This window comes from Streptomyces sp. A 4/2 (assembly GCF_940670765.1).
GTDB lineage: Bacteria > Actinomycetota > Actinomycetes > Streptomycetales > Streptomycetaceae > Streptomyces.
Genome location: NZ_CALNVW010000050.1, coordinates 123,080 through 145,578, shown reverse-complemented (window position 1 = coordinate 145,578; position 22,499 = coordinate 123,080). Strand labels below are relative to the sequence as shown.

Here is a 22,499-nt window from a genome sequence, read left to right as displayed (position 1 = left end):
TCCGACGGGAACGGAGGGGCCGGCGGGCGAACCGTCGGCCCCGTGCTCGCGTGTGTCAGTCGACCCAACCGCGCTGGGAGGCGAAGTCCACCAGGGCCGCGCGGAGGGCGAGGACCTGTTTCCCGGTGAGGTCGGGGCCGTTCGCCAGCAGCAGTTCGGTGACGTGCCGGGTGAACTCGCCCTTCGAGAACACCTCGCAGAGCCCGTCGGCGATCCCCTCGCCCCGGACGGCGGAAGGCTGGTCGCCGGCTGTCGGGACCGGTCCGCCGGGCGCCGCGTCGGCCGGGCCCGTGCTGTCACCGGACCGGTCGGCGACAGCGGTGCCGGTGCCCGGCGGCGCCGTGTCGACGACATGGACGCCGTACGCCTTCGGGCCGCGACCGCCGTCGAGAACGCTGAATTCGACCCGGGTACCGAAGCCGATGGAGGCGCCGCGCTCACTCAACTCGTTGGCATGGACGAATACATCGTCCCCGCCGTCGTCCGGTGCGATGAAGCCGTATCCTCTGGCCTCGTCGAACCGGACTACCATTCCCTGTGTCATTTTCTCAACCGACCCAATGCCAAAGGATTTCATAAAGACTGCATGGTCTCTTCGCGGTGCGTCAAGATCCTATCCAACTGTCCCGTCGGGCGACAACTGGGTGAACCACCGGTACGAAAAGGTGCAATTCCACCACCCGCGCGGGACCCCGTGCCGAGCCGTATCTCCGGCGTGTCCGAGGGCTGCGCCAACGGGTAAGTCCCCCGCCTCTGGCACTTCTTATAGTGACTCGCCGTAACCCGGGCCACCGAGTGTGATCACGCATTATGGTCCGTCTTCTCGGAGAAAGCAGAAGGACGGGTCGGACACACGCGGGGTCAGGTAGCTGGTGGGTGGAAATGACCGACATCGAGACCAGGGTGATCCGTACGGCGGAGAGCCGGCCGCCGGGACCCGATCCCGTGCGCGAGGCCACCGCCGAGCTGCGCTCGTGCCCGCCCCTGGTGCTCGCCGCGGAGTGTGAACTGCTCAAGCGGCGGCTGGCGCAGGCCGCTCGCGGTGAGGGCTTCGTGCTCCAGTGCGGAGCCCGCCCGGCAACGTTCGACGGCGCGACCGGCGACACGATCCGTCACCGGCTGAGGACTCTGCTCCAGATGTCCGCCCTGCTGACCTACGCCACGTCCCTGCCCGTGGTCAAGATCAGCCGGATCGCCGGACCGGCCGGCAACCCGGTGAGCGGCTACCGGTCCGCCGCGGCCACCCTGAACCTGGTCCGGGCCTTCGCCGCCGGCGGGTACGCCGATCTGCGCCGGGTCCACGACTGGAACCTCGACTTCGTCGCCAACTCGCCCTGCGGCGCCTCCTACGAGTCACTGACCACACAGATCGGGCGCGCGCTCACGTTCATGCGGGCCTGCGGCACCGCGCCCGAACCGCTGCGCACGGTGGAGCTCTTCGCCTCCCACGAGGGCCTGTTACCGGACTACGATTCCGCGCTCACCCGGGCCGACGCGGACACCGGGCGGCTGTACAACACCGCGGGCCACTTCGTCGGGCTCGGTACGGGGACGAGGGCGGGCACGGGGACGGGCGCAGAAGAACTCGACCCGGCACGTGTCGACCACGCCGCCACGATCAGCAATCCGCTGGGCGTCGTACTCGGCCCCGACAGCGGCCACGACGAGGCGCTGGACCGGTTGGACCGGCTCGATCCGGCGCGCGAGCCGGGACGGCTGACCTTCCTCGTCCGCATGGGCGGTGGGCCCGGGAGCGACAGGCTGTCCGCGCTGATCGAGAAGGTCACCGCGGAGGGCCATCTGGTCACCTGGATCTGCGACCCCGTGCACGACACGGCATCGGACGCGCCCCGTGGCGGTGCGAGCAGCCGCTTCGACGCGGTGCGCGACCGGGTGACGGCCTTCTTCGACGTGCACCGGGCCCTGGGTACCCATCCGGGCGGAATCCACGTCGAGTTGACCGGTACGGATTCGGGCGCGGGCACCGTCACCGATGCGCCCGCGGCCCCCGGCCTCAGCCACTCCGGCGCGCTCGATCTGGCCTTTCTCGTGGCGGAGCTGTACCGGTCAGGCACCGGTGCCGGTCGCTGAAGGCTGACCTGGCGCCGTGACCGGAGCTGTGGCTCGACACAGTGCGCGGTCCGGAACTACGCGCTCCTGTGCGGCACTTCGGGCCCATCCTTGCCTCCTGGCTCTTCGGTCTCTTGGGGCCCTTCTGCCTCTTCTGACTCTTCGGGCATCCGCCCGGTCTCCGGCGAAGCGGCCTCCGGCGGTCCGGACATACCGTCGCCCATCAGCAGGGTGAAGAGCAGGACGGCGAACGCACCGCCGAGCCCCACCCCGATCCAGCCCAGGCGCTGCACCCGTGCGGAGCCGCATGCCGCCGCATCGTGGGTGTCGTCGGCCAGCGCATCGTCACCCGCCGGGCGCACGACCGACCCGCAGTGCACCTGCCTGGGGTAGGTGTAGACGGTGCCGGGTTCCGCCGGGTCGACGGTCGCCGAAACCGGCAGGAAGACGGCCCCGACTGCGGCCACAACGATGAGCAGCGCGATGGTCACCCCACCCCTGACGACCGCCGGCAGCCTGCCCAACGGGCCTGCCCGCAGAGCTGCTTCGGGTGCAAATGTTGTTCCGTCGTCGCCCGCGTGCCCCATGGATCGCCGCCCCGTCCCCTGTAGGTCGAACTCCCGCCCGACGAGGTTACGGCTTGGTGCCGTCGGGCGGAATCGCCGAGGTCTGTCGGAACTCCTCGGTGACCGTCAGAGCAGCTTGGCCACGGTCAGCAGGATCGCGGAATCCTCCAGGGCGTCAACCCGATGACGGCTGTCGGGCACGATGATCAAGTCGCCCTCCCGGCCTTCCCAGGCGAGGTCGCCCGCCGTCAGCCGCACCCGCCCGCGCAGCACCTGTACGGTCGCCTCGCCGGGGTTCTCGTGCTCGGCGAGCTGGGCGCCCAGGGTCATGCCGATCACTGTCTGGCGCAGAACCTTCTCGTGGCCGCCGTAGACGGTGTCCGCGGTGTGGCCGCCACCGGCCGCGGCGGCGAGTTCGATCTGCTGGCGGGCCAGAGCTTCCAGGGACAGTCTCTGCATACCGCCATTCTCCCGGCATACCCGCGACCGGGCAACGCGGGCGGTTCCGGCACGATTCCTGGTGCGGTCCTGGTGCGGTCCTGGTGCGGTCCTGGTGCGGTCCTGGTGCGGTCCTGGTGCGATTCCGGGCCGATCGGCTGTGGGCGCCGAATGTCCCGCCCGCGGGCTGGGCAGGTACAGGTGTGCGGCGTCCGGGTGTCCGGACGGCGCGGACCCGGAGGGGGCGCGAAACGTCATGGAACAGCCGGCCTGGCAATTTTCCGACGACCGTGGACAGCTGTCGACAGCCGGGCGGACGCCCTCGAAGGTGACGGCGTACATCCAGGCCGGAGCCACCCTGTGGGACCACGGCATAGCCCCGGCCGCGATATTCGGCTCGTTCCACGACGGTTCCACGGCCGACCCGGTGAAAGCGGGTTCGCTGCCCCTGGACGGCATCGGCTATCTGGGGGCGGGCAGCGCCCTGGACGTGGACACCCTGCTGACCGGCGGGCCGGACCTCGTCGTGGCCGTCAGCTACGGCGGCGGTCAGGTGTACGGGCTGGACCCGGACGCCGCCAAACATCTGGAGGAGCGGGTACCGGTCGTGGTCGTCGATGTCGGACAGGCGCGCACCCTGAGTGAGATCCGGGAGCGGTTCGGCGCCCTGGCCCGCTCGCTGGGGGCCGCCGGTGACGGGGAGGGGCAGCGGCTGCTGGACGCCGCGCGGGACCGGCTCCGTACGGTGGCGGGCGCACCGTCCGGGCCGCGGGTACTGGCACTCTCGCCGGCCGGGCCCGACCAGGTGCACCTGGCCCGCCCCACCGCCTGGCCCGATCTGCGCGCGCTGACGGAGTGCGGTGTCCGGACCGTGCGGCCACCGGAGGGCGGCGGGGCGAACTGGGCCACCGTCAGCTGGTCGGAGGCGGCGGAGCTGCGCCCCGACATCGTGCTCGCCGACGTCCGCGCCAATGCCGCGCCACTCGACACGCTGCGTGCGGTCGAGGGCTGGCAGCGTATCGGGGCCGGTGCCCGGGTGATGCCGTGGAACCCGGAATCCCCCGGCACCGCCCGCGCGCACGCCCGGTTCTTCGGTGCGGTGGCCGACGCCGTGGAGGCCGCCGCGGCGCGGTGAGTGTGCTCACACCGGGACCTGATCAAGGGACTCGCCCGTGTCGGAGTTGGGCCGAACGGGTGAGGAGGGTCAGAATTGGCTGATGCAGATAGAAAGCCCAGCCGAGGTGGTCCGGTGAGCAGGTACGACAGGTACGACGTCACCGATGAACAGTGGGAGGGGCTTGCCCAGGTAGTACCGCTGCGTGGCCGTAACGAATGGCCGTCGCGGATCGATCACGAAACCATCCCCAACGACCAGGCGTCCGAGCAGCGGCGGCTCGTCGTGCTGCGGGTGCAGATCTTCTCGGACGCCCGGGAAGTCGCCGAGCACCTCATCGCCCAGGTTCCCGTGCTGCTGGATCTGACGGCGGCGGAGACCGACGTGGCCAAGCGCATCCTGGACTTCACCAGTGGTGTGGTCTTCGGTCTCGGCAGCGGGATGCACCGGGTCGACAAGAACGTCTTCCTGCTGGCTCCGGTCGGCATGGAGGTCGAAGGGATCGCTGCGGCTGCGGTCCCCCGATCGTAGGAAGGTAGGAGAGACGGAACGGTTCGCCACCGTGGAGGGTGCATACGGTCCGGACCATGGACCTGAAGCACACCCGCCCCGCCGTCACCGAACTGCGGCTCTCCGCCTTCAAGTCGCACCGGAGTGCCGTCTTCCCGCTCGCCCCGCTGACCCTGTTCACCGGAGCGAGCGGGAGCGGCAAGTCGAGCGCGCTCCAGGCGTACGAGGCGCTCGCGCGTCTCGGTGCGGGGGAGGAACTCGGCGCGGTCTTCGGAGATCCGGCCGGGTGCGTACCCGAGTGGGCCGGGGCTGACGAGCAGGGCAGACGGGGATTCCGGATCGGCTGCACCGCCGACGGCCCGGCCGGTCCCGTGCGGCTCGATCTCGCGGTCCAGGCACAGCCCGCGCTGCGTATCGTCGGTGAACGCCTCACCGCCGGCGGGGAGTTACTGCTGTCCACGGCGCTGCGCGATCCGGCGCGCCGTACCGTACAGGCCGCCTGGCACACGGCGGGTTCGGTCCCGGTGACCCGCGCTCCGCTGCCCGACGACCGGCTGGGTACCGCGCTGTTGCCGTTGCGCGTGGCGGGCAAGACCGTCGGGCAGCTGAAGGTGCTGGCCGCCGCCGAGCAGATGGTGGTGGCGCTCCGCACGGTCTTCGCCTGTGACCCCCAGCCGCAGTGGATGCGGGACCCTTCGGTGGTGACGGACGACCGGTTGCGGAGCGGCTGTGACAACCTCGCCGCGGTGCTGCACCGCACCCGGTCCGAGTGCGGGGACGGGCACAGGCAGCTGGCGGCGGCGGCGCGTGCGGGATGCTCGGGGCCCGTGGAGGAGCTGGCCGCCGAGCAGTTGACGGACGGGACCGTGCGGATGGTGCTCGGCCGGGGCCGCGGGACGGTCGCACCGGCGGGGGGACTGGGCGAGGGCGAGCTGCGCTATCTGGCCCTCGCGCTGGTGATGCTGACGGGGCCCGGAGTGCTCGCTGCGGGGGCCGCGGGCGAGGTTCCGTCCACGATGCAGTCGCTCACGGTCCTGGCCGACGGATTCGACCGCTGTCTGGACGGGCGGCAGATCCGGGAGCTGACCTCCCTGGCGGCGGCGGTCTGCGCGCGGGGCCGTGTCCGGCTGGTGGGGACGGCTCTGGACGCGGGATGGGCCTGTGGGGCGGAAGGCGTCGCAGTGGTAGACCTGAGCGCGTGACGGAACTGGATGTAGCGGGATTGCAGCGTCGGCTGGCCGAGTTCGCCGCGGCGCGGGACTGGCAGCAGTACCACACGCCGAAGAATCTGGCGTCGGCGCTGAGCGTGGAGGCGGCCGAGCTGGTCGAGATCTTCCAGTGGCTGACCCCGGAGCAGTCGGCCCGGGTGATGGAGGAGACCGCTTCGGCACACCGGGTGGTGGACGAGGTCGCCGATGTCCTGGCCTATGTGCTGCAGTTCTGCGAGGTGCTGGGGATCGATGCTCTTGCGGCACTTTCCGACAAAATTGACCGAAATGAGACACGCTTCCCGGTGGGTCTTTCAGTAAAGGACACCCCGCATCGTCACTCTCCGGAGTGAGTGAGTTATCAACAATGCGCCTTGAGTCCACAGATTTCCGAATTCCCCTGGCTTTACGGTCCTACTGCCCTCACGCTGGGTAATGAAAGGGGAGAGGGAAAGTCTGAGGAACGGGGACGCGGATGGATGGGGTGCGACTCATTGCGATCAGTCGGGACGCTCTGGCGCAGAGCGTGCCGGAACTGGACACCATGGTGGAGGCGTGGCAGGCGCAGGCGCTCGCCCAGGCCGTGGGCGGACACCTGGCGTTGAGAGGCCCGCAGGAGTTGCGGGCCGAGGCGCGGGCGCTGGGTGAGTCCGGCGGCCGTGGCTGCGGGGCGCTCGAAGTGCCGGCACTGCGCGGCGGGCTGATACGTGCCGCGCAGCTGTCGGAAGTATCGGATGTGCGCGAGGCGTTGACCGCGCTGGGCGTGCTCCTCGGGGAGGTGGGGATCGCCCTGGTCGGCGTCGCCTGTGGCACGGAGGAGGAGGGGGTCTACTGGCAGTGCATCGAGGCGATGGACGCGGCGGACGAATCGGGTGACCGGGTGAGCGGGATGCTGCGCAGGCTGGACGAGCGGGACGGGGAGAGAGCGTGGCACTGACCGGAACCGGTCCCGGTCGTGTCCTGGGCGGCGGGCGGCGGGCGGCGGGCGGCGGGCGGTGCGGGGGCGGTCCGCGGCCCTTCGAAGGTGCAGGATGGATGCATGGATCTTCGAATCTTCACCGAGCCCCAGCAAGGGGCGAGTTATGACACCCTGCTGACCGTCGCCAAGGCCACCGAGGACCTCGGTTTCGATGCGTTCTACCGCTCGGACCACTATCTGCGGATGGGGTCCGGGGACGGTCTTCCCGGACCGACCGACGCCTGGATCACGCTGGCGGGTCTTGCCCGCGAGACCAAGCGGATCCGCCTCGGGACGCTGATGACCGCGGGCACGTTCCGGCTGCCCGGCGTCCTGGCGATCCAGGTGGCCCAGGTCGACCAGATGTCCGGTGGCCGGGTCGAACTGGGCCTGGGCGCGGGCTGGTTCGAGGAGGAACACCGGGCGTACGGGATCCCGTTCCCCAAGGAGAAGTTCGGCCGCCTGGAGGAGCAGCTGGCGATCATCACCGGGCTCTGGGGCACCGAGGTGGGCGACACCTTCAGCTACGACGGTACGTACTACCAGCTCGCCGACTCGCCCGCGCTGCCCAAGCCGGCCCAGGCCAAGGTGCCCGTGCTGATCGGGGGGCACGGAGCGACCCGTACACCCCGGCTGGCCGCGCAGTACGCCGATGAGTTCAACATCCCGTTCGCCTCGGTCGAGGACAGCGAGCGGCAGTTCGGGCGGGTCAAGGAGGCCGCCGCGACAGCAGGAAGGGCGGACGACCTGGTGTACTCCACCGCCCTGGTCGTCTGCGTCGGCAAGGACGACGCGGAGGTGGCGCGGCGGGCGGACGCCATCGGGCGTGACACGGCGGACGTCAAGGCGAACGGTCTGGGCGGTTCGCCCGCCGAGGTCGTCGACAAGATCGGGAGGTACGGCGCGATCGGGGCGTCGCGCATCTACCTCCAGGTCCTCAATCTCGACGACCTGGACCACTTGGAGCTGATCTCCTCGCAGGTCCTGTCCCAGCTGAACTAGGGCCTCTCGTTTGGATCGGGCCGGACCACGCGAGCCCGGCCTGATCCAAACGGAAGACTCTGGGCCCCTGTCCGGCCGGTCTCTGCCGGGCCCGGGGCGTCCGGACCTTCCCCGCGGACCGTAACCACGGGGGGTGAAAACCTCTGGTCGGGGTGCACGGGGCGGACGATAATCGGACCTGTGTTCCTGACGATCAGTACCACCGGCACCCCAGAGCGTCCTGCCACCGACCTCGGATTTCTGCTGCACAAGCATCCCGACAAGGCGCAGATGTTCTCCACCTCCCACGGCACGGCGCACGTCCTCTACCCCGAGGCCACCGCCGAGCGCTGCACCGCGGCGCTGCTGCTGGAGGTGGATCCGGTGGTACTCGTACGGCGGGGGAAAGGCAAGGGACGTGGCGGCGCGCCCGATTCGGCGCTCGCGCAGTACGTCAACGACCGCCCGTACGCCGCCTCCTCGCTGCTGTCCGTCGCCATGACCACCGTCTTCAAGAGCGCCCTGCGCGGCGACTGCAAGGCCATGCCGGAGCGGGCCGCGAGCCCGCTGCCGCTGCGTATCGAGGTGCCCGCGCTCCCCGCGCGCGGCGGCCCCGAACTGGTGCACAAGCTCTTCGGCCCGCTCGGCTGGGAGACCGTGAAGGCCGAACCGATCGCCCTGGACGAGAAGTTCCCGGACTGGGGCGAATCGCGGTACGTCAAGCTCGTACTGGAAGGTGAACTGCGGCTCGCCGACGCCCTGCGGCAGTTGTACGTCCTGCTGCCCGTGCTCGACGACGCCAAGCACTACTGGGTGGCGCCCGACGAGGTCGACAAGCTGCTGCGCGCGGGCGAGGGCTGGCTGGCCGAGCACCCCGAGCAGAACCTGATCACCAGCCGCTACCTGTCCCATCGCTGGGGACTGACCCGGCAGGCGAGGGAGGCCCTGGAACTGGTGCGCCTCGCGGAGGCCGACGACACCGAGGTCGAGACGATCGACAACGCCGTCGACGAGACCACGGACACCGAGGAGAAGCCGGTCCCGCTCGCCGCCCGGCGGCGCGAGGTGATCATGGAAGTGCTGCGCACGTCCGGCGCGACCCGGGTGCTCGACCTGGGGTGCGGCCAGGGCCAGTTGGTCCAGGAGCTGCTGAAGGACGTCCGTTTCACGGAGATCGTCGGCGTCGACGTGTCCATGCGCGCGCTGAACATCGCGTCCCGCAGGCTCCGCCTGGAGCAGATGGGCGAGCGGTTGGCGGGGCGGGTGAAGCTGATGCAGGGCTCCCTCGCGTACACGGACAAGCGGCTCAAGCGCTACGACGCCGCGGTGCTCAGCGAGGTCGTCGAGCATGTCGACCCCGAGCGGCTGCCCGCTCTGGAGTACGCGGTGTTCGGCGCGGCCAGGCCGCAGACGGTGCTGGTGACCACGCCGAACGTCGAGTACAACGTGCGCTGGGAGACCCTGCCCGCAGGACATGTCCGCCATGGTGACCACCGCTTCGAGTGGACCCGCGAGGAGTTCCGCGACTGGGCGGGAACGGTCGGTGAACGACACGGGTACGACGTGGAGTTCCTGCCGGTGGGCCCGGACGACCCCGAGGTCGGACCGCCGACCCAGATGGCGGTCTTCACCAAGGCGGCAAGGGACAAGTCCGTGCAGGAAACGAAGGGCAAGGACGCGACGGACAAGGGCACGACCGTGAAGGAGGCGAAGGCGGCATGAGCAGAACCGAAGGCACCAGCAGCACCAGTACCAGCAGCATCAGCACCACCGGCACCGGCAAGCGCACTCTTCCGGTGACCGACCTCTCCCTCGTGGTCCTCGTCGGCGCCACCGGATCCGGCAAGTCCACCTTCGCGCACCAGCACTTCAAGCCCACCGAGATCATCTCGTCCGACTTCTGCCGGGGCCTCGTCGCCGACGACGAGAACGACCAGAGCGCCAGCCGCGACGCCTTCGACGTCCTCCACTACATCGCCGGGAAGCGGCTGGCCGCCGGACGGCTGACCGTCGTGGACGCGACCAACGTGCAGTCGGAGAGCCGCAGGCAACTCGTCCAGCTGGCACGCGAGTACGACGTCCTGCCCATCGCGATCGTCCTCGACCTGCCCGAGGAGGTCTGCGCCGAGCGCAACGCCGCCCGCCCCGACCGGGCCGGCATGCCCCGCCACGTCATCCAGCGCCACCGCCGCGAACTGCGCCGTTCCCTGCGCGGGCTGGAGCGTGAGGGCTTCCGCAAGGTGCACATCCTGCGCAGCGCCGAGGAGGCCGATGCGGCAGAAGTCGTCCTGGAGAAGCGCTACAACGACCTCACCCACCTCACCGGCCCCTTCGACATCATCGGCGACATCCACGGCTGCAGCTCCGAGCTGGAGACCCTGCTCACCGAACTCGGGTACACCGACGGCGTGCACCCCGACGGCCGGACCGCCGTCTTCGTCGGTGACCTGGTGGACCGTGGCCCGGACAGCCCTGGTGTGCTGCGCCGCGTCATGTCGATGGTCGACGGGGGCAATGCCCTCTGCGTGCCCGGGAACCACGAGAACAAGCTCGGCCGTTACCTCAAGGGCAGGAAGGTCCAGCACAGTCACGGACTCGCCGAGACGATCGAGCAGTTGGAGAAGGAGGACGCCAGGGACCCGGACTTCCGCGAGCAGGTGAGGAAGTTCATCGACGGACTGGTCAGCCATTACGTCCTGGACGGCGGCAAGCTCGTCGTCTGCCACGCCGGGCTGCCCGAGAAGTACCACGGCCGCACCTCCGGCCGGGTCCGCTCGCACGCCCTGTACGGGGACACGACCGGCGAGACCGACGAGTTCGGCCTGCCCGTGCGCTACCCGTGGGCCGAGGACTACCGGGGCCGGGCCGCTGTCGTCTACGGCCACACGCCTGTCCCCAGTACCAGCTGGATCAACAACACCATCTGCCTGGACACCGGCGCCGTGTTCGGCGGGCGGATGACCGCGCTGCGCTGGCCCGAGCGCGAGCTGGTCGACGTACCGGCCGAGCAGGTCTGGTACGAGCCGTCCAGGCCCCTCACCACCGAGGCGCCCGGCGGCCACGACGGCCGGCCGCTCGACCTCGCCGACGTCAGCGGCCGACGGGTCGTGGAGACCCGGCACACCGGCCGGGTCGCCGTGCGCGAGGAGAACGCGGCGGCGGCACTGGAGGTCATGAGCCGGTTCGCGGTCGACCCCCGGCTGCTCGCCTACCTCCCGCCGACCATGTCGCCCACCGGCACCTCGCACCTCGACGGCTATCTGGAGCACCCCGCCGAAGCCTTCGCGCAGTACAGGTCGGACAGTGTCGGGCGAGTCGTGTGCGAGGAGAAGCACATGGGTTCGCGCGCGGTGGCGCTCGTCTGCCGGGACGCCGAGGCGGCGCGCGAGCGCTTCGGGGTGTCGGGTCCGACGGGATCGCTGCACACCCGTACCGGCCGCCCCTTCTTCGACGACCCCGCAGTCACCGAAGAGATCCTGGACCGGCTGCGCACCGCCGTCACCGACGCCGGACTCTGGGACGAACTCGCCACCGACTGGCTGCTGCTCGACGCGGAACTGATGCCCTGGTCGCTCAAGGCCACCGGCCTGCTGCGCAAGCAGTACGCGGCGGTGGGCGCCGCCTCCCGAGCCGTGTTCCCCGGCGTCATCGGGGCGCTCGAAGCGGCTGCCGCCCGTGGCATCGAGGTCGAGGGGCTGCTCGCGGCGCAGCGCCGACGGTCCGACGACGCGGTCGCGTTCACCGAGGCGTACCGGCGGTACTGCTGGACGACGGACGGCCTGGACGGCGTACGTCTCGCCCCCTTCCAGCTCCTCGCCGTGCAGGGCCGCTCGCTCGCCGCCGTACCGCACGACGAGCAGCTCGCCTGGCTGGACCGGCTGGTGGAGCACGACCAGAGCGGACTCCTGCGGACCACGCGTCGGCTGATCGTCGACACCGGCGACGAGGAGTCCGTGCGGTCCGGTATCCACTGGTGGCTGGAGATGACCGGGCGCGGCGGCGAGGGCATGGTCGTCAAGCCGCTCCAGGCGCTCGCGCGCGACGGAAAGGGGCGACTGGTCCAGCCCGGCATCAAGGTCCGCGGACGGGAGTACCTGCGGATCATCTACGGCCCCGAGTACACCCACCCGGACAACCTGGCCAGGCTGCGCGGTCGCTTCCTCGGCCACAAGCGCTCGCTCGCGCTGCGCGAGTACGCACTCGGCCTGGAGGCGCTGGACCGGCTCGCCGACGGCGAACCGCTCTGGCGGATCCACGAGGCGGTCTTCGCGGTTCTGGCACTGGAGTCGGAGCCGGTCGACCCGCGGCTCTGAACCGATTCGTTCAGGGGGTGGGCGCAGCGGCCCGGGGACAGGATGGGGGCATGGGATTCCATGTCGACTCCGAGACCGGGCCGCTGCGCCGCGTCATCCTCCACCGGCCCGATCTGGAGCTGAAGCGGCTCACGCCCACCAACAAGGACGCACTGCTCTTCGACGACGTGCTGTGGGTGCGCCGGGCCCGCCAGGAGCACGACGGTTTCGCCGCCGTGCTCCGCGACCGGGGCATCGAGGTGCACCTCTTCGGTGACCTGCTGCGCGAGTCGTTGGAGGTGCCCGAGGCCCGCACCCTCGTCCTGGACCGGGTCTTCGACGAGAAGGAGTACGGCCCGCTCGCCACCGGCCATCTGCGGGCGGCCTTCGACGAGCTGCCCGCCGGGGAACTCGTCGAGGCCCTGGTCGGCGGGATGACCAAGCGGGAGTTCCTGGAGCGCCACGTGGAACCGGTCTCCGTCCGCTTCCACGTCATGGACCTGGACGACTTCCTGCTCGACCCGCTGCCCAACCACCTCTTCACCCGCGACACGTCCGCGTGGATCTACGACGGCGTCTCCATCAACGCGATGCGCTGGCCGGCCAGACAGCGGGAGACCGTCCACTTCGAGGCGATCTACCGCCACCACCCGCTGTTCACCGGGTCCGGTGCCTTCCACCACTGGTCGCAGGGGCAGGTCGACTACCCCTCGACGATCGAGGGCGGCGACGTCCTGGTCATCGGCAACGGCGCCGTCCTGATCGGAATGAGCGAGCGCACCACCCCGCAGGCGGTGGAGATGCTGGCCCGCGGCCTCTTCGCGGCCGGTTCGGCGACGACGATCGTGGCCCTCGACATGCCCAAGCGGCGGGCGTTCATGCACCTGGACACGGTGATGACCATGGTCGACGCGGACACCTTCACGCAGTACGCGGGGCTCGGCATGCTCCGCTCGTACACGATCGAGCCGGGCGACACCGAGCGCGACCTGAAAGTCACCGACCATCCGCCGGAGCAGATGCACCGTGCCATCGCGGCGGCCCTCGGGCTGAGCGGTATCCGGGTGCTGACCGCGACCCAGGACGTCCACGCGGCGGAGCGCGAGCAGTGGGACGACGGCTGCAACGTCCTCGCCGTCGAGCCGGGGGTGGTCGTCGCGTACGAGCGGAACTTCACCACCAATTCCCATCTGCGCAAACAGGGGATCGAAGTCATCGAGATCCCGGGCAGCGAGCTGGGGCGGGGCCGGGGCGGGCCGCGGTGCATGAGCTGTCCGGTCGTACGGGATGCCGTATAGTGATGCGTTCGAACGCATAGACTTCCACTGTCCCCTACTCGCGCCCCAGGAGCAGCCACCATGGCGATAGACCTCGCAGGCCGCCATTTCCTCAAGGAACTGGACTTCACCGCGGAGGAATTCCGCAGTCTGATCGAGCTGGCCGCCGAGCTCAAGGCCGCCAAGAAGACAGGCACCGAAGTGCAGCGGCTGCGCGGCAGGAATGTCGCCCTGATCTTCGAGAAGACCTCGACCAGGACGCGCTGCGCCTTCGAGGTCGCGGCGGCCGACCAGGGTGCGTCGACGACGTACCTCGACCCCTCCGGCTCGCAGATCGGGCACAAGGAGTCGTTCAAGGACACCGCGCGGGTCCTCGGCCGGATGTTCGACGCCATCGAGTACCGCGGGGACAGTCAGCCCCATGTCGAGGAGCTCGCCGCGTACGCCGGGGTCCCCGTCTACAACGGGCTCACCGACGACTGGCACCCGACCCAGATGCTCGCCGACGTGCTCACCATGACCGAGCACAGCGACAAGCCACTGGAGCAGATCGCCTTCGCCTACCTCGGTGACGCCCGCTTCAACATGGGCAACTCCTACCTGGTCACCGGCGCGCTGCTGGGCCTGGACGTGCGGATCGTCGCCCCCCGCGCCTACTGGCCCGCCGAGGACGTCGTGACGCGGGCCCGCGAGCTGGCCGAAACCAGTGGCGGGACCGTCACCCTCACCGAGGACATCGACGAGGGCGTCCAGGGGTGCGACTTCGTCGTCACCGACGTCTGGGTCTCGATGGGGGAGCCGAAGGAGATCTGGGCGGAGCGCATCGCCGCGCTGGCCCCGTACGCCGTGACGATGGACGTGCTGCGCGCCACCGGCAACCCGCAGGTGAAGTTCCTGCACTGCCTGCCCGCCTTCCACGACCTCGGCACCAAGGTCGGCCGCGAGATCCACGAGCAGTACGGGCTGACCGAGCTGGAAGTCACCGACGAGGTCTTCGAGTCCGCGCACTCGGTCGTGTTCGACGAGGCCGAGAACCGGATGCACACCATCAAGGCGGTCATGGTCGCCACGCTCGCGGGCAGTGAGCGGCAGTAAGAAGGCACATGCCCCCAATGGGGTGAATGTACGGTTCGGCAGATATTGTGGCGCGTATTGGTGGGGTTCGGGCTCGCACGCCCGAACCCCACTTCGCTGTGTGCCGTCCGTCGTGTGCGGACCGCCGTGTGTACGTCCGCCGTAGGAAAGTCCAGAGAAAGAACCGCATCCATGGGTCCGTCAGGACTGCGAATCAAGCCCCCCGAAATGCTCATCGCCGAATCCGGCGCGGACCTGGAGGGGCACGGCCTCCGGCGCAGCATGGGCCTCTTCCAGCTGGTGTGCTTCGGCGTCGGCGCCATCGTGGGGACCGGCATCTTCGTCGGCCTGTCGGACACCGTGGCGAAAGCGGGCCCCGCCGTCATCGTCTCCTTCGCGCTCGCCGCGATCACCTGTGTCTTCACGGCGTTCTCCTTCGCCGAACTCGGCGGCGCCATTCCGGTGTCGGGCAGCTCGTACTCCTTCGCGTACGCCACACTCGGCGAGCGCGCCGCCTTCCTCGTCGGCTGGTGCCTGCTGCTGGAGTACGGCATCTCGGTGAGCGCGGTCGCCGTCGGCTGGAGCCAGTACCTCAACGAACTGCTGAACAGTGTCATCGGCCATCAGTTGCCCGCCGTGCTCTCCAAGGGCCCCGGCGACGGTGGGGTGATCAACCTTCCCGCCGTGGTGGTGATCGCGCTCGCGGCCCTGCTGCTGGTGCGCGGCATCCGGGAGAGCGCCGGTGCGACGGCCGCGATGGCCGTGCTGAAGATCGGCATCCTGCTGGTCTTCTGCGCCATCGCCTTCACCGCGTTCCGGCACGGCCACCTCGTGCCGTTCGCCTCCCACGGCGTCGGCGGCATCACGTCCGGTGCCTCGATCGCCTTCTTCTCGTACATCGGCTTCGACGCGATCACCACGGCCGGTGAGGAGGTCAGGAATCCCCGGCGCAACATCCCGGTCGCGATCATGGTGTGCATCGGCATCGTCACCGTGCTGTACTGCGCGGTCGCCCTCGCCGCCATCGGGGCCTTCGGCGCACCCGCCGTCGCCGACCGGCCCGCCGCGCTCTCCCTGATCGTCGACCAGGTCACCGGATCGGCGGTCGGCGGCGGAATCGTGGCGTTCGGCGCGGTCGTCGCCATCGCGTCGGTGGTGCTCGCGGTCATGTACGGCCAGACCCGCATCCTGATGGCGATGTCCCGCGACGGGCTGGTGCCGGGAGTCTTCGAGCGGGTCTCCGCGAAGACCTCGACACCCATCGCCAACACCTGGATCGTCGCGACCGTCGTCGCGATCCCGGCGGCCTTCTCCTCGCTGGACGTCGTGGTGAACCTGACGACCATCGGGGCGCTGGCGACCATGGTCGCGGTGAACATCGCCGTGATCGCGCTGCGCCGCAGCCACCCCGCGCTCCCGCGCACCTTCCGGGTGCCGCTGTTCCCCGTGAGCCCGCTGCTGGGTGTCGGCTTCTGCGTCTACCTGATGTACGGGACCGGCTGGCGGACCTGGGTGCAGTTCGCGGTGTTCCTGGTGGTGGGGGCCGCGGTGTACGCCGCTTACGGGCGCCGCAACTCGCGGCTGCCGGGCGATCTCAGTTCCGCGGGGCGGCCGGCAGCGTGAACCAGACGGCCTTGCCGTGCTCGGTGGGCCGGTGGCCGTAGGACGAGCTGAGCGTACGGATGAGCAGCAGACCGCGGCCGTGTTCCTGCCAGGGGTCCGGCGGCGCGACCGGCGGCGTCCGGGTGAGTTCGCCCGGCGGTACCGGATCGCGGTCGTGGACCTCGACCTGGCAGCCCGCGCGCAGGATCTCGACGACCAGCTCGATGGGTTCGCTGCCGTCGGTGTGTTCCACGGCGTTGGCGACCAGCTCGGTGGTGAGGAGTTCGACCGTGTCGCTGTCCGCCGCCTCCTCGCCCTCGATGTCCGCGAACACCGTACGGATCAGCGCCCGCGCTATGGGCGCGGCTGCCGCGGTGTGCGGCAGCGCGATGCGCCACGAGGCGGGGTGCGAGATGTCCGGCACGGCTGATGTTCCGTTCGGTGTGGGAGGGGTCGTCCTGGTTTAAACGATACGAACCGAGAGGCGTGGCGAGTAGAGGAAGCAGCCGGGAGGAAATGGGACCTGCGTCACATTTCGGCGGGACCTTCTGCCAGGGTCGCCTCCATCTTGTCTATCGCGTACTCGTGACGGTAGTCACGGGGGAGTGATAATTTGTGCGAACAGGTAGCCCTTCCACCGGGTCTCCGCCCGGCCTCCGGACGGGCCCACCGACCGAAGGAGGCCGCCCTCATGAGCCCCTTTTCCGGCTCAGCCCCCCGTGTGGACAAGTGGCGCCATCTGCGCCTGACCAGGCAGGACGGGGTGGCTACCGTCACTCTCGCGCGACCGGAGAAACTCAACGCCCTCACCTTCGGCGGCTACGCCGATCTGCGTGACCTGCTCGCCGAACTGTCCCGTGAGCGATCCGTACGGGCGCTCGTCCTCGCAGGCGAAGGCCGCGGCTTCTGTTCCGGCGGCGATGTCGACGAGATCATCGGCGCGACCCTGGCCATGGACACCGCCCAGCTGCTGGACTTCAACCGGATGACGGGACAGGTCGTACGGGCGCTGCGCGAGTGTCCTTTCCCGGTGATCGCCGCCGTGCACGGGGTCGCCGCGGGCGCCGGCGCGGTCCTCGCGCTGGCCGCCGACTTCCGGGTGGCCGACCCGTCCGCCCGCTTCGCCTTCCTCTTCACCCGGGTCGGCCTGTCCGGCGGCGACATGGGCGCGGCCTACCTGCTGCCACGCGTCGTCGGCCTCGGGCACGCCACCCGGCTGCTGATGCTGGGGGAGCCCGTCCGCGCTCCCGAGGCCGAGCGGATCGGACTGATCAGCGAGCTGGCGGAGGAGGGCCGGGCCGACGAACGGGCCGCCGCGCTGGCCCGCCGCCTCGCCGAGGGGCCGGCGCTGGCGTACGCGCAGACCAAGGCGCTGCTCACGGCCGAGCTGGACATGCCGCTCGCCGCCGCCGTCGAGCTGGACGCCGCCACCCAGGCGCTGCTCATGAACGGCGAGGACTACGCCGAATTCCACGCCGCGTTCACCGAGAAGCGGCCCCCGAAATGGCAGGGCAGGTAACGGTGGCCCCGCAGCCGCAGCCGCAGCCGCAGCCGCAGCCGCAGCCGCAGCCGCAGAAACGACCGGCCGCCCAGCCGCTGCGGGTCGCGGTCGTCGGCGGCGGTCCCGGCGGCCTCTACGCCGCCACGCTGCTCAAACGGCTCGACCCGGCCCGCTCGGTCACCGTCTGGGAGCGCAACGCCCCCGACGACACCTTCGGCTTCGGCGTCGTCCTCTCCGACGAGACCCTCGGCGGCATCGCACACGCCGACCCGGTCGTCCACCGGGCGCTCCAGGACGCGTTCGTGCGGTGGGACGACATCGACATCGTCCACCGCGGCACCACACTGACCTCCGGCGGCCACGGCTTCGCGGCGCTCGGCAGGCGCCGACTGCTGGAGATCCTGCACCGGCGCTGCCGCTCCCTGGGCGTGGACATCCGCTTCCGGGAAGAGGCGCCGCCCCCCGCCGAACTGGCCGCCGGGTACGACCTGGTGGTGGCCGCCGACGGTGTGCACAGCGCCACCCGCCAGGCGTACGCCGACGTCTTCGCCCCCCGTGTCACCACGCACCGCTGCCGCTACATCTGGCTCTCCGCGCCGTTCGCCTTCGACGCCTTCCGCTTCGAGATCGCCGAGACCGAGCACGGGGTGATGCAGCTGCACGGCTACCCGTACGGGCCGGACGCCTCCACCGTCATCGTCGAGATGCGCGAGGAGGTCTGGCGGGCCGCCGGTCTCGACTCCTGCGACGAGCGGGAGTCCACCGAACGCTGCGCCGCGATCTTCACCGAGGCGCTCGGCGGACGCCCGCTCACCGGCAACAACTCCTCCTGGACGGCCTTCCGTACCGTCGTCAACGACCGCTGGTCGCACGGGAACACCGTCCTCATCGGCGACGCCGCCCACACCGCGCACTTCTCCATCGGCTCCGGCACCAAACTCGCCGTCGAGGACGCGCTCGCACTGGCCGCCAGTATCGAGGAGCAGCCCGACCTCCCGGCCGCCCTCGCCGCGTACGAGAGCGAACGCCGCCCCGTGGTGGCCTCCACCCAGCGCGCGGCCCGCGCCAGCCTGGAGTGGTTCGAGCAGCTGGAGATGTATCTCGGCCAGCCACCACGCCAGTTCGCCTTCAACCTCCTGACCCGCAGCCGGCGGGTCACCCACGACAACCTGCGGCTGCGCGACGCCGCGTTCACGGACGCCGTCGAGCGGGACTTCGGCTGCCCCGACGGCACACCCCCGATGTTCACCCCGCTGCGGCTGCGCGCTCTCGAACTGCGCAACCGCGTCGTCGTCTCGCCCATGGACATGTACTCCGCCGTGGATGGCAACCCGGGCGACTTCCACCTCGTCCACCTCGGCGCCCGCGCGCTCGGCGGGGCCGCACTGGTCATGACCGAGATGGTGTGCGTGAGTCCGGAGGGCCGGATCACCCCCGGCTGCACCGGCCTCTACACCGCCGAACAGGCCACGGCCTGGCAGCGGATCACCGCATTCGTCCACGACCAATCACCCGGCACGGCCATCGGGATCCAGCTCGGCCACTCGGGCCGCAAGGGTTCCACCCGGCTGATGTGGGACGGCATGGACGAGCCTCTCCCGGACGGCGGCAACTGGCCGCTGTCGGCCGCGTCCCCGCTCCCGTACCGGCCGGGCGTCAGCCAGGTCCCCGCGCAGCTGGACCGGGCCGGGCTCGCCCGGATCCGCGAGCAGTTCACCGCGTCGGCCCGCCGCGCCGCGGAGTGCGGTTTCGACCTGCTCGAACTGCACTGCGCCCACGGCTACTTGCTCTCCGGCTTCCTCTCCCCGCTCACCAACCGGCGCACCGACGCCTACGGAGGCCCGCTCCAGGACCGGCTGCGCTTCCCGCTGGAGATCTTCGACGCGGTACGGGACGTCTGGCCGTCCGACCGGCCGATGACCGTCCGCGTCTCCGCCGCCGACTGGGCCCCCGGCGGGACGACACCCGACGAGGCGGTGGCCATCGCCCGTGCCTTCGCCGCTCACGGCGCGGACGCGATCGACGTCTCGACGGGCCAGGTCGTCCCCGACGAGCAGCCCGCATTCGGCCGCTCGTACCAGACGCCGTACGCCGACCGCATCCGCAACGAACTCGGCGTCCCGGTCGTCGCGGTGGGCGCGATCTCCTCCTGGGACGACGTCAACTCCCTGCTCCTGGCGGGCCGTACGGACCTGTGCGCGCTGGCCCGCCCCCACCTCTACGACCCGCAGTGGACACTGCACGCCGCCGCGGAACAGGGCTACGCGGGCCCCGGCGCGCCCTGGCCCCTCCCGTACCGGGCGGGCAGCCGCGCCCCACGGACGGGCAGGACGGACGACCCGAAGCCGCGGCTCAGACTCGGCTGAGCGCCCTGGCGACGACGACACGGTCGGCCACCGGCCGGTAACCGATGCGCTGATACAGGCCGTTGCTGGTCGGGTTGGCCAGATCGGTGAAGAGCAGCACCTCACCCGCGCCTGCGTCCCGGGCCGCGCCGCTGAGGTGCGCGGTGACCGCTGCCCCGTAGCCGCGACCGCGCAGCTCCGGCGGGGTGTACACGGGGGCGACCCGGACCGTGCCCGCGCCGGGGCGGGTCGCCCCGGCCAGCGACACGGGGACGCCCCCGGACTCCCAGAGGGTCAGCCCGCCGTACGAGAGCCGGTCGTCCACCGTGCTCTCCACCCGGTCCACCGGCTGACCGGTTTCCCGGCCGAAGGCGCGGTACCACTCGACCAACAGTCCCCGGTCACCGGCCGTGGCGACACGGGCCCGGCCCGGCGGGGCGGGCGACGGCAGGATCAACTCCGCCAGCCGGTACAGCCGTTGCTCGCCGGTGGTGACCCGGTCCGGCCAGCCCGAGGTGAGCGCATCGGCGACGGACCGCATCGCATTGACGGCCGTCACCCCCAGCTCGCCGAACACCCCCAGCTCCCCGAACGCCTCGGCGAGCGGCGCGACGGCCTCGTCGGGGACCGCCCCGACCTGTACGGCATGCGGTGGAGTCCACACCACGGTGCCGTCCACCACGTCGTCGGGGGATCGCCACCAGCCGAAGAGCGGCGGTTCGTCGCCGTAGAAGTGCGGGCCGTGGCGGTGCAGAGCGGCGGTGATGCTGAGCACGAGGGTGTTTTCGGCAGGCCGGTCGGAGGCCGAGGGTGCCGCGATGGTCAGGAAGGCGTCGAGGTCGTGCGTGAAGGTCCAGGCCATGGGCCACATGGTGGAGGATGCCGGGCATGCGGGGCACGCGATTTCCGGGGCCGGGGAGGGGAGCCCCGCGTCACTCCCGCAGCCGGAACCTCTGGAGTTTCCCCGTCGCGGTCCGTGGCAGCGCGACCAGGAACACCACCTCCCGGGGGCACTTGTGCGGAGCCAGCTCGGACTTCACGAACTCGCGCAGCGCCCCGGCGTCCCGTACCGCGCCGTCCCGCAGCACCGCGTACGCCACCACCACCTGTCCCCGCCGTGCGTCCGGCCGCCCGACCACCGCCGCCTCCAGGACGTCGGGATGCCGCAGCAGCGCGTCCTCGACCTCGGGGCCCGCGATGTTGTACCCGGCAGAAATGATCATGTCGTCGGCGCGGGCCACGTAGCGGAAGTAGCCGTCCGGATCCCGCACATAGGTGTCGCCGGTCAGGTTCCAGCCGTCCCTGACGTACTCCGACTGCCGCTCGTCGGAGAGATAGCGGCAGCCCACCGGGCCGCGGACCGCGAGCAGCCCCGGCTCACCGTCGGCGACCGGCCGCCCCGACCGGTCCACCACCCGGGCCTGCCAGCCGGGAACCGCCACCCCCGTGGTCCCCGGACGGATCGCCTCGTCCGCAGCCGAGACGAAGATGTGCAACAGCTCCGTCGCGCCGATGCCGTTGATGATCCGCAGCCCGGTCCGTTCGTGCCAGGCGCGCCAGGTCGCCGCGGGAAGGTTCTCACCGGCCGAGACACAGCGCCGCAGGGCGGAGATGTCGTACGCGTCCCCGGCAGGTCCCAGCCGGTCCAGCATCGTGCGGTACGCGGTCGGCGCGGTGAACAGCACCGACACCCGGTGCTCGGCGAGCGCGGGCAGCAGCTGCCGGGGGCCGGACTGTTCGAGCAGCAGTGCCGAAGCCCCCGCCCGCATCGGGAAGATCACCAGACCGCCCAGGCCGAAGGTGAAGCCGAGCGGCGGGCTGCCCGCGAAGACGTCGTCGGGGCGGGGTTCCAGGACGTGCCGGGAGAACGTGTCCGCGACGGCCAGGACGTCACGGTGGAAGTGCATACAGCCCTTGGGCCGCCCCGTCGTTCCCGAGGTGAACGCGATCAGCGCGACATCGTCCGACGAGGTCTCGACGGCCGGATACACCGCCGGTCTGGTGGCGGCCAGCCGCAGCAGATCCTCCGGGCCGTCACCGCCGTACGTGGTGATCCGCAGCCCCGGAACCTCCGCCTTCTCCAGATCGCCCACGGACCGGATGTCGCACAGCGCATGGCTGATGCGGGCGATGTCGCACATCGTGGCCAGCTCGTGCGCCCGCTGGGTGGCCAGCACCGTCACCGCCACCGCGCCCGCCTTCAGCACCGCGAGCCAGCAGGCGGCGAGACGCGGCGTGGTGGGTCCGCGCAGCAGCACCCGGTTGCCCGGCACGACCCCGAGGTCCGAGGTGAGGACATGCGCGATACGCCCGACCTCGGCCTGGAGTTCCCCGTACGTCCACAGCTCGCCGTCCCCGGTGCGGAAGACGGGGCGGTCGGCGCCGAAGCGCTCGATGGTCCGGTCGAGCAGTTCCGTGGCGCAGTTGAGCCGGTCCGGGCAGGGCGGGTCGGACAGCTCCGGAGAGTCGAGGAGCAGCTCCGGCCACTGATCGGCGGGCGGCAGCTGTTCGCGGGGAAAGGTGTCGACGTGCGCTGAGGTCTTCAGCTCCATGACGGGATCGC

20 protein-coding genes are annotated in these 22,499 nt (G+C 70.7%); 14 read left to right on the top strand and 6 right to left on the bottom strand.

Annotated elements, in window-relative coordinates; all coding sequences use genetic code 11:
• Nucleotides 1–55: 55 nt before the first annotated feature.
• The gene (locus NBY69_RS33390) at nucleotides 56–544 is read right to left on the bottom strand and encodes a cold-shock protein (RefSeq protein ID WP_250305716.1); all 489 of its coding nucleotides are present in this window, start codon (nucleotides 542–544) and stop codon (nucleotides 56–58) included.
• Nucleotides 545–882: 338 nt separating this feature from the next.
• Here NBY69_RS33390 and NBY69_RS33385 point away from each other — a divergent pair, with 338 nt between their 5' ends.
• The gene (locus NBY69_RS33385; RefSeq protein ID WP_250305715.1) at nucleotides 883–2,091 is read left to right on the top strand and encodes a 3-deoxy-7-phosphoheptulonate synthase; all 1,209 of its coding nucleotides are present in this window, start codon (nucleotides 883–885) and stop codon (nucleotides 2,089–2,091) included.
• A gap of 56 nt (nucleotides 2,092–2,147) precedes the next feature.
• On the opposite strand, the gene NBY69_RS33380 is transcribed toward NBY69_RS33385, so the two are convergent.
• Entirely contained in the window at nucleotides 2,148–2,561 is a 414-nt protein-coding gene (locus NBY69_RS33380; RefSeq protein WP_250305714.1) for a hypothetical protein, read from the bottom strand.
• Between the two features lie 201 nt (nucleotides 2,562–2,762).
• Complete coding sequence (locus NBY69_RS33375) at nucleotides 2,763–3,095, bottom strand: cupin domain-containing protein (RefSeq protein ID WP_250305713.1); 333 nt, start codon at nucleotides 3,093–3,095, stop codon at nucleotides 2,763–2,765.
• A 235-nt stretch (nucleotides 3,096–3,330) separates the two neighbouring features.
• Between NBY69_RS33375 and NBY69_RS33370 the strand changes: the two genes are divergently transcribed.
• The 11 genes from NBY69_RS33370 (at nucleotide 3,331) to NBY69_RS33320 (ending at nucleotide 16,111) form a co-directional block, all read left to right on the top strand.
• The gene (locus NBY69_RS33370; protein WP_250305712.1) at nucleotides 3,331–4,209 is read left to right on the top strand and encodes an ABC transporter substrate-binding protein; all 879 of its coding nucleotides are present in this window, start codon (nucleotides 3,331–3,333) and stop codon (nucleotides 4,207–4,209) included.
• Nucleotides 4,210–4,323: 114 nt separating this feature from the next.
• Nucleotides 4,324–4,719, top strand: coding sequence for a cell division protein SepF (locus NBY69_RS33365; protein WP_250305711.1), 396 nt, complete (start codon nucleotides 4,324–4,326; stop codon nucleotides 4,717–4,719).
• 56 nt (nucleotides 4,720–4,775) lie between these two features.
• Complete coding sequence (locus NBY69_RS33360; protein ID WP_250305710.1) at nucleotides 4,776–5,900, top strand: AAA family ATPase; 1,125 nt, start codon at nucleotides 4,776–4,778, stop codon at nucleotides 5,898–5,900.
• Complete coding sequence (locus tag NBY69_RS33355) at nucleotides 5,897–6,259, top strand: nucleotide pyrophosphohydrolase (RefSeq protein ID WP_250305709.1); 363 nt, start codon at nucleotides 5,897–5,899, stop codon at nucleotides 6,257–6,259. The genes NBY69_RS33360 and NBY69_RS33355 overlap by 4 nt, the downstream gene beginning before the upstream one ends.
• Before the next feature lie 122 nt (nucleotides 6,260–6,381).
• Complete coding sequence (locus NBY69_RS33350) at nucleotides 6,382–6,843, top strand: DUF6099 family protein (RefSeq protein ID WP_250305708.1); 462 nt, start codon at nucleotides 6,382–6,384, stop codon at nucleotides 6,841–6,843.
• A gap of 102 nt (nucleotides 6,844–6,945) precedes the next feature.
• Nucleotides 6,946–7,866 carry an LLM class F420-dependent oxidoreductase gene (locus NBY69_RS33345; protein WP_250305707.1) on the top strand — a complete coding sequence of 307 codons (921 nt, stop codon included), beginning with the start codon at nucleotides 6,946–6,948 and terminating at the stop codon, nucleotides 7,864–7,866.
• Between the two features lie 180 nt (nucleotides 7,867–8,046).
• Entirely contained in the window at nucleotides 8,047–9,567 is a 1,521-nt protein-coding gene (locus tag NBY69_RS33340) for a 3' terminal RNA ribose 2'-O-methyltransferase Hen1 (RefSeq protein ID WP_250305706.1), read from the top strand.
• Entirely contained in the window at nucleotides 9,564–12,158 is a 2,595-nt protein-coding gene (locus tag NBY69_RS33335) for a polynucleotide kinase-phosphatase (protein WP_250305705.1), read from the top strand. The genes NBY69_RS33340 and NBY69_RS33335 overlap by 4 nt, the downstream gene beginning before the upstream one ends.
• 50 nt (nucleotides 12,159–12,208) lie before the next feature.
• On the top strand, nucleotides 12,209–13,435 hold the full coding sequence (locus NBY69_RS33330) for an arginine deiminase (protein WP_250305704.1): 1,227 nt from the start codon (nucleotides 12,209–12,211) through the stop codon (nucleotides 13,433–13,435).
• 60 nt (nucleotides 13,436–13,495) lie between these two features.
• A complete protein-coding gene (gene argF, locus NBY69_RS33325; protein WP_250305703.1) occupies nucleotides 13,496–14,509 on the top strand; it encodes an ornithine carbamoyltransferase in 1,014 nt (337 codons plus the stop codon).
• A 171-nt stretch (nucleotides 14,510–14,680) separates the two neighbouring features.
• Nucleotides 14,681–16,111: an amino acid permease gene (locus NBY69_RS33320; RefSeq protein WP_250305702.1), complete on the top strand. Its 1,431-nt coding sequence runs from the start codon at nucleotides 14,681–14,683 to the stop codon at nucleotides 16,109–16,111.
• Here NBY69_RS33320 and NBY69_RS33315 read toward each other — a convergent pair.
• Nucleotides 16,083–16,514 carry an ATP-binding protein gene (locus tag NBY69_RS33315; protein ID WP_250305701.1) on the bottom strand — a complete coding sequence of 144 codons (432 nt, stop codon included), beginning with the start codon at nucleotides 16,512–16,514 and terminating at the stop codon, nucleotides 16,083–16,085. The two genes, NBY69_RS33320 and NBY69_RS33315, sit on opposite strands and share 29 nt — an antisense overlap.
• Nucleotides 16,515–16,781: 267 nt before the next feature.
• Between NBY69_RS33315 and NBY69_RS33310 the strand changes: the two genes are divergently transcribed.
• A complete protein-coding gene (locus NBY69_RS33310; protein WP_250305700.1) occupies nucleotides 16,782–17,609 on the top strand; it encodes an enoyl-CoA hydratase family protein in 828 nt (275 codons plus the stop codon).
• Nucleotides 17,594–19,957 (top strand): bifunctional salicylyl-CoA 5-hydroxylase/oxidoreductase, encoded by a 2,364-nt coding sequence (locus tag NBY69_RS33305; RefSeq protein WP_250305699.1) that lies wholly within the window; start codon nucleotides 17,594–17,596, stop codon nucleotides 19,955–19,957. Before NBY69_RS33310 ends, NBY69_RS33305 begins: the two co-directional genes overlap by 16 nt.
• Here the strand turns inward: NBY69_RS33305 and NBY69_RS33300 are convergent.
• Nucleotides 19,944–20,798 carry a GNAT family N-acetyltransferase gene (locus NBY69_RS33300; RefSeq protein ID WP_250305698.1) on the bottom strand — a complete coding sequence of 285 codons (855 nt, stop codon included), beginning with the start codon at nucleotides 20,796–20,798 and terminating at the stop codon, nucleotides 19,944–19,946. The two genes, NBY69_RS33305 and NBY69_RS33300, sit on opposite strands and share 14 nt — an antisense overlap.
• Before the next feature lie 70 nt (nucleotides 20,799–20,868).
• Nucleotides 20,869–22,488, bottom strand: coding sequence for an AMP-binding protein (locus NBY69_RS33295; RefSeq protein WP_284350037.1), 1,620 nt, complete (start codon nucleotides 22,486–22,488; stop codon nucleotides 20,869–20,871).
• Between the last annotated feature and the right edge of the window lie 11 nt (nucleotides 22,489–22,499).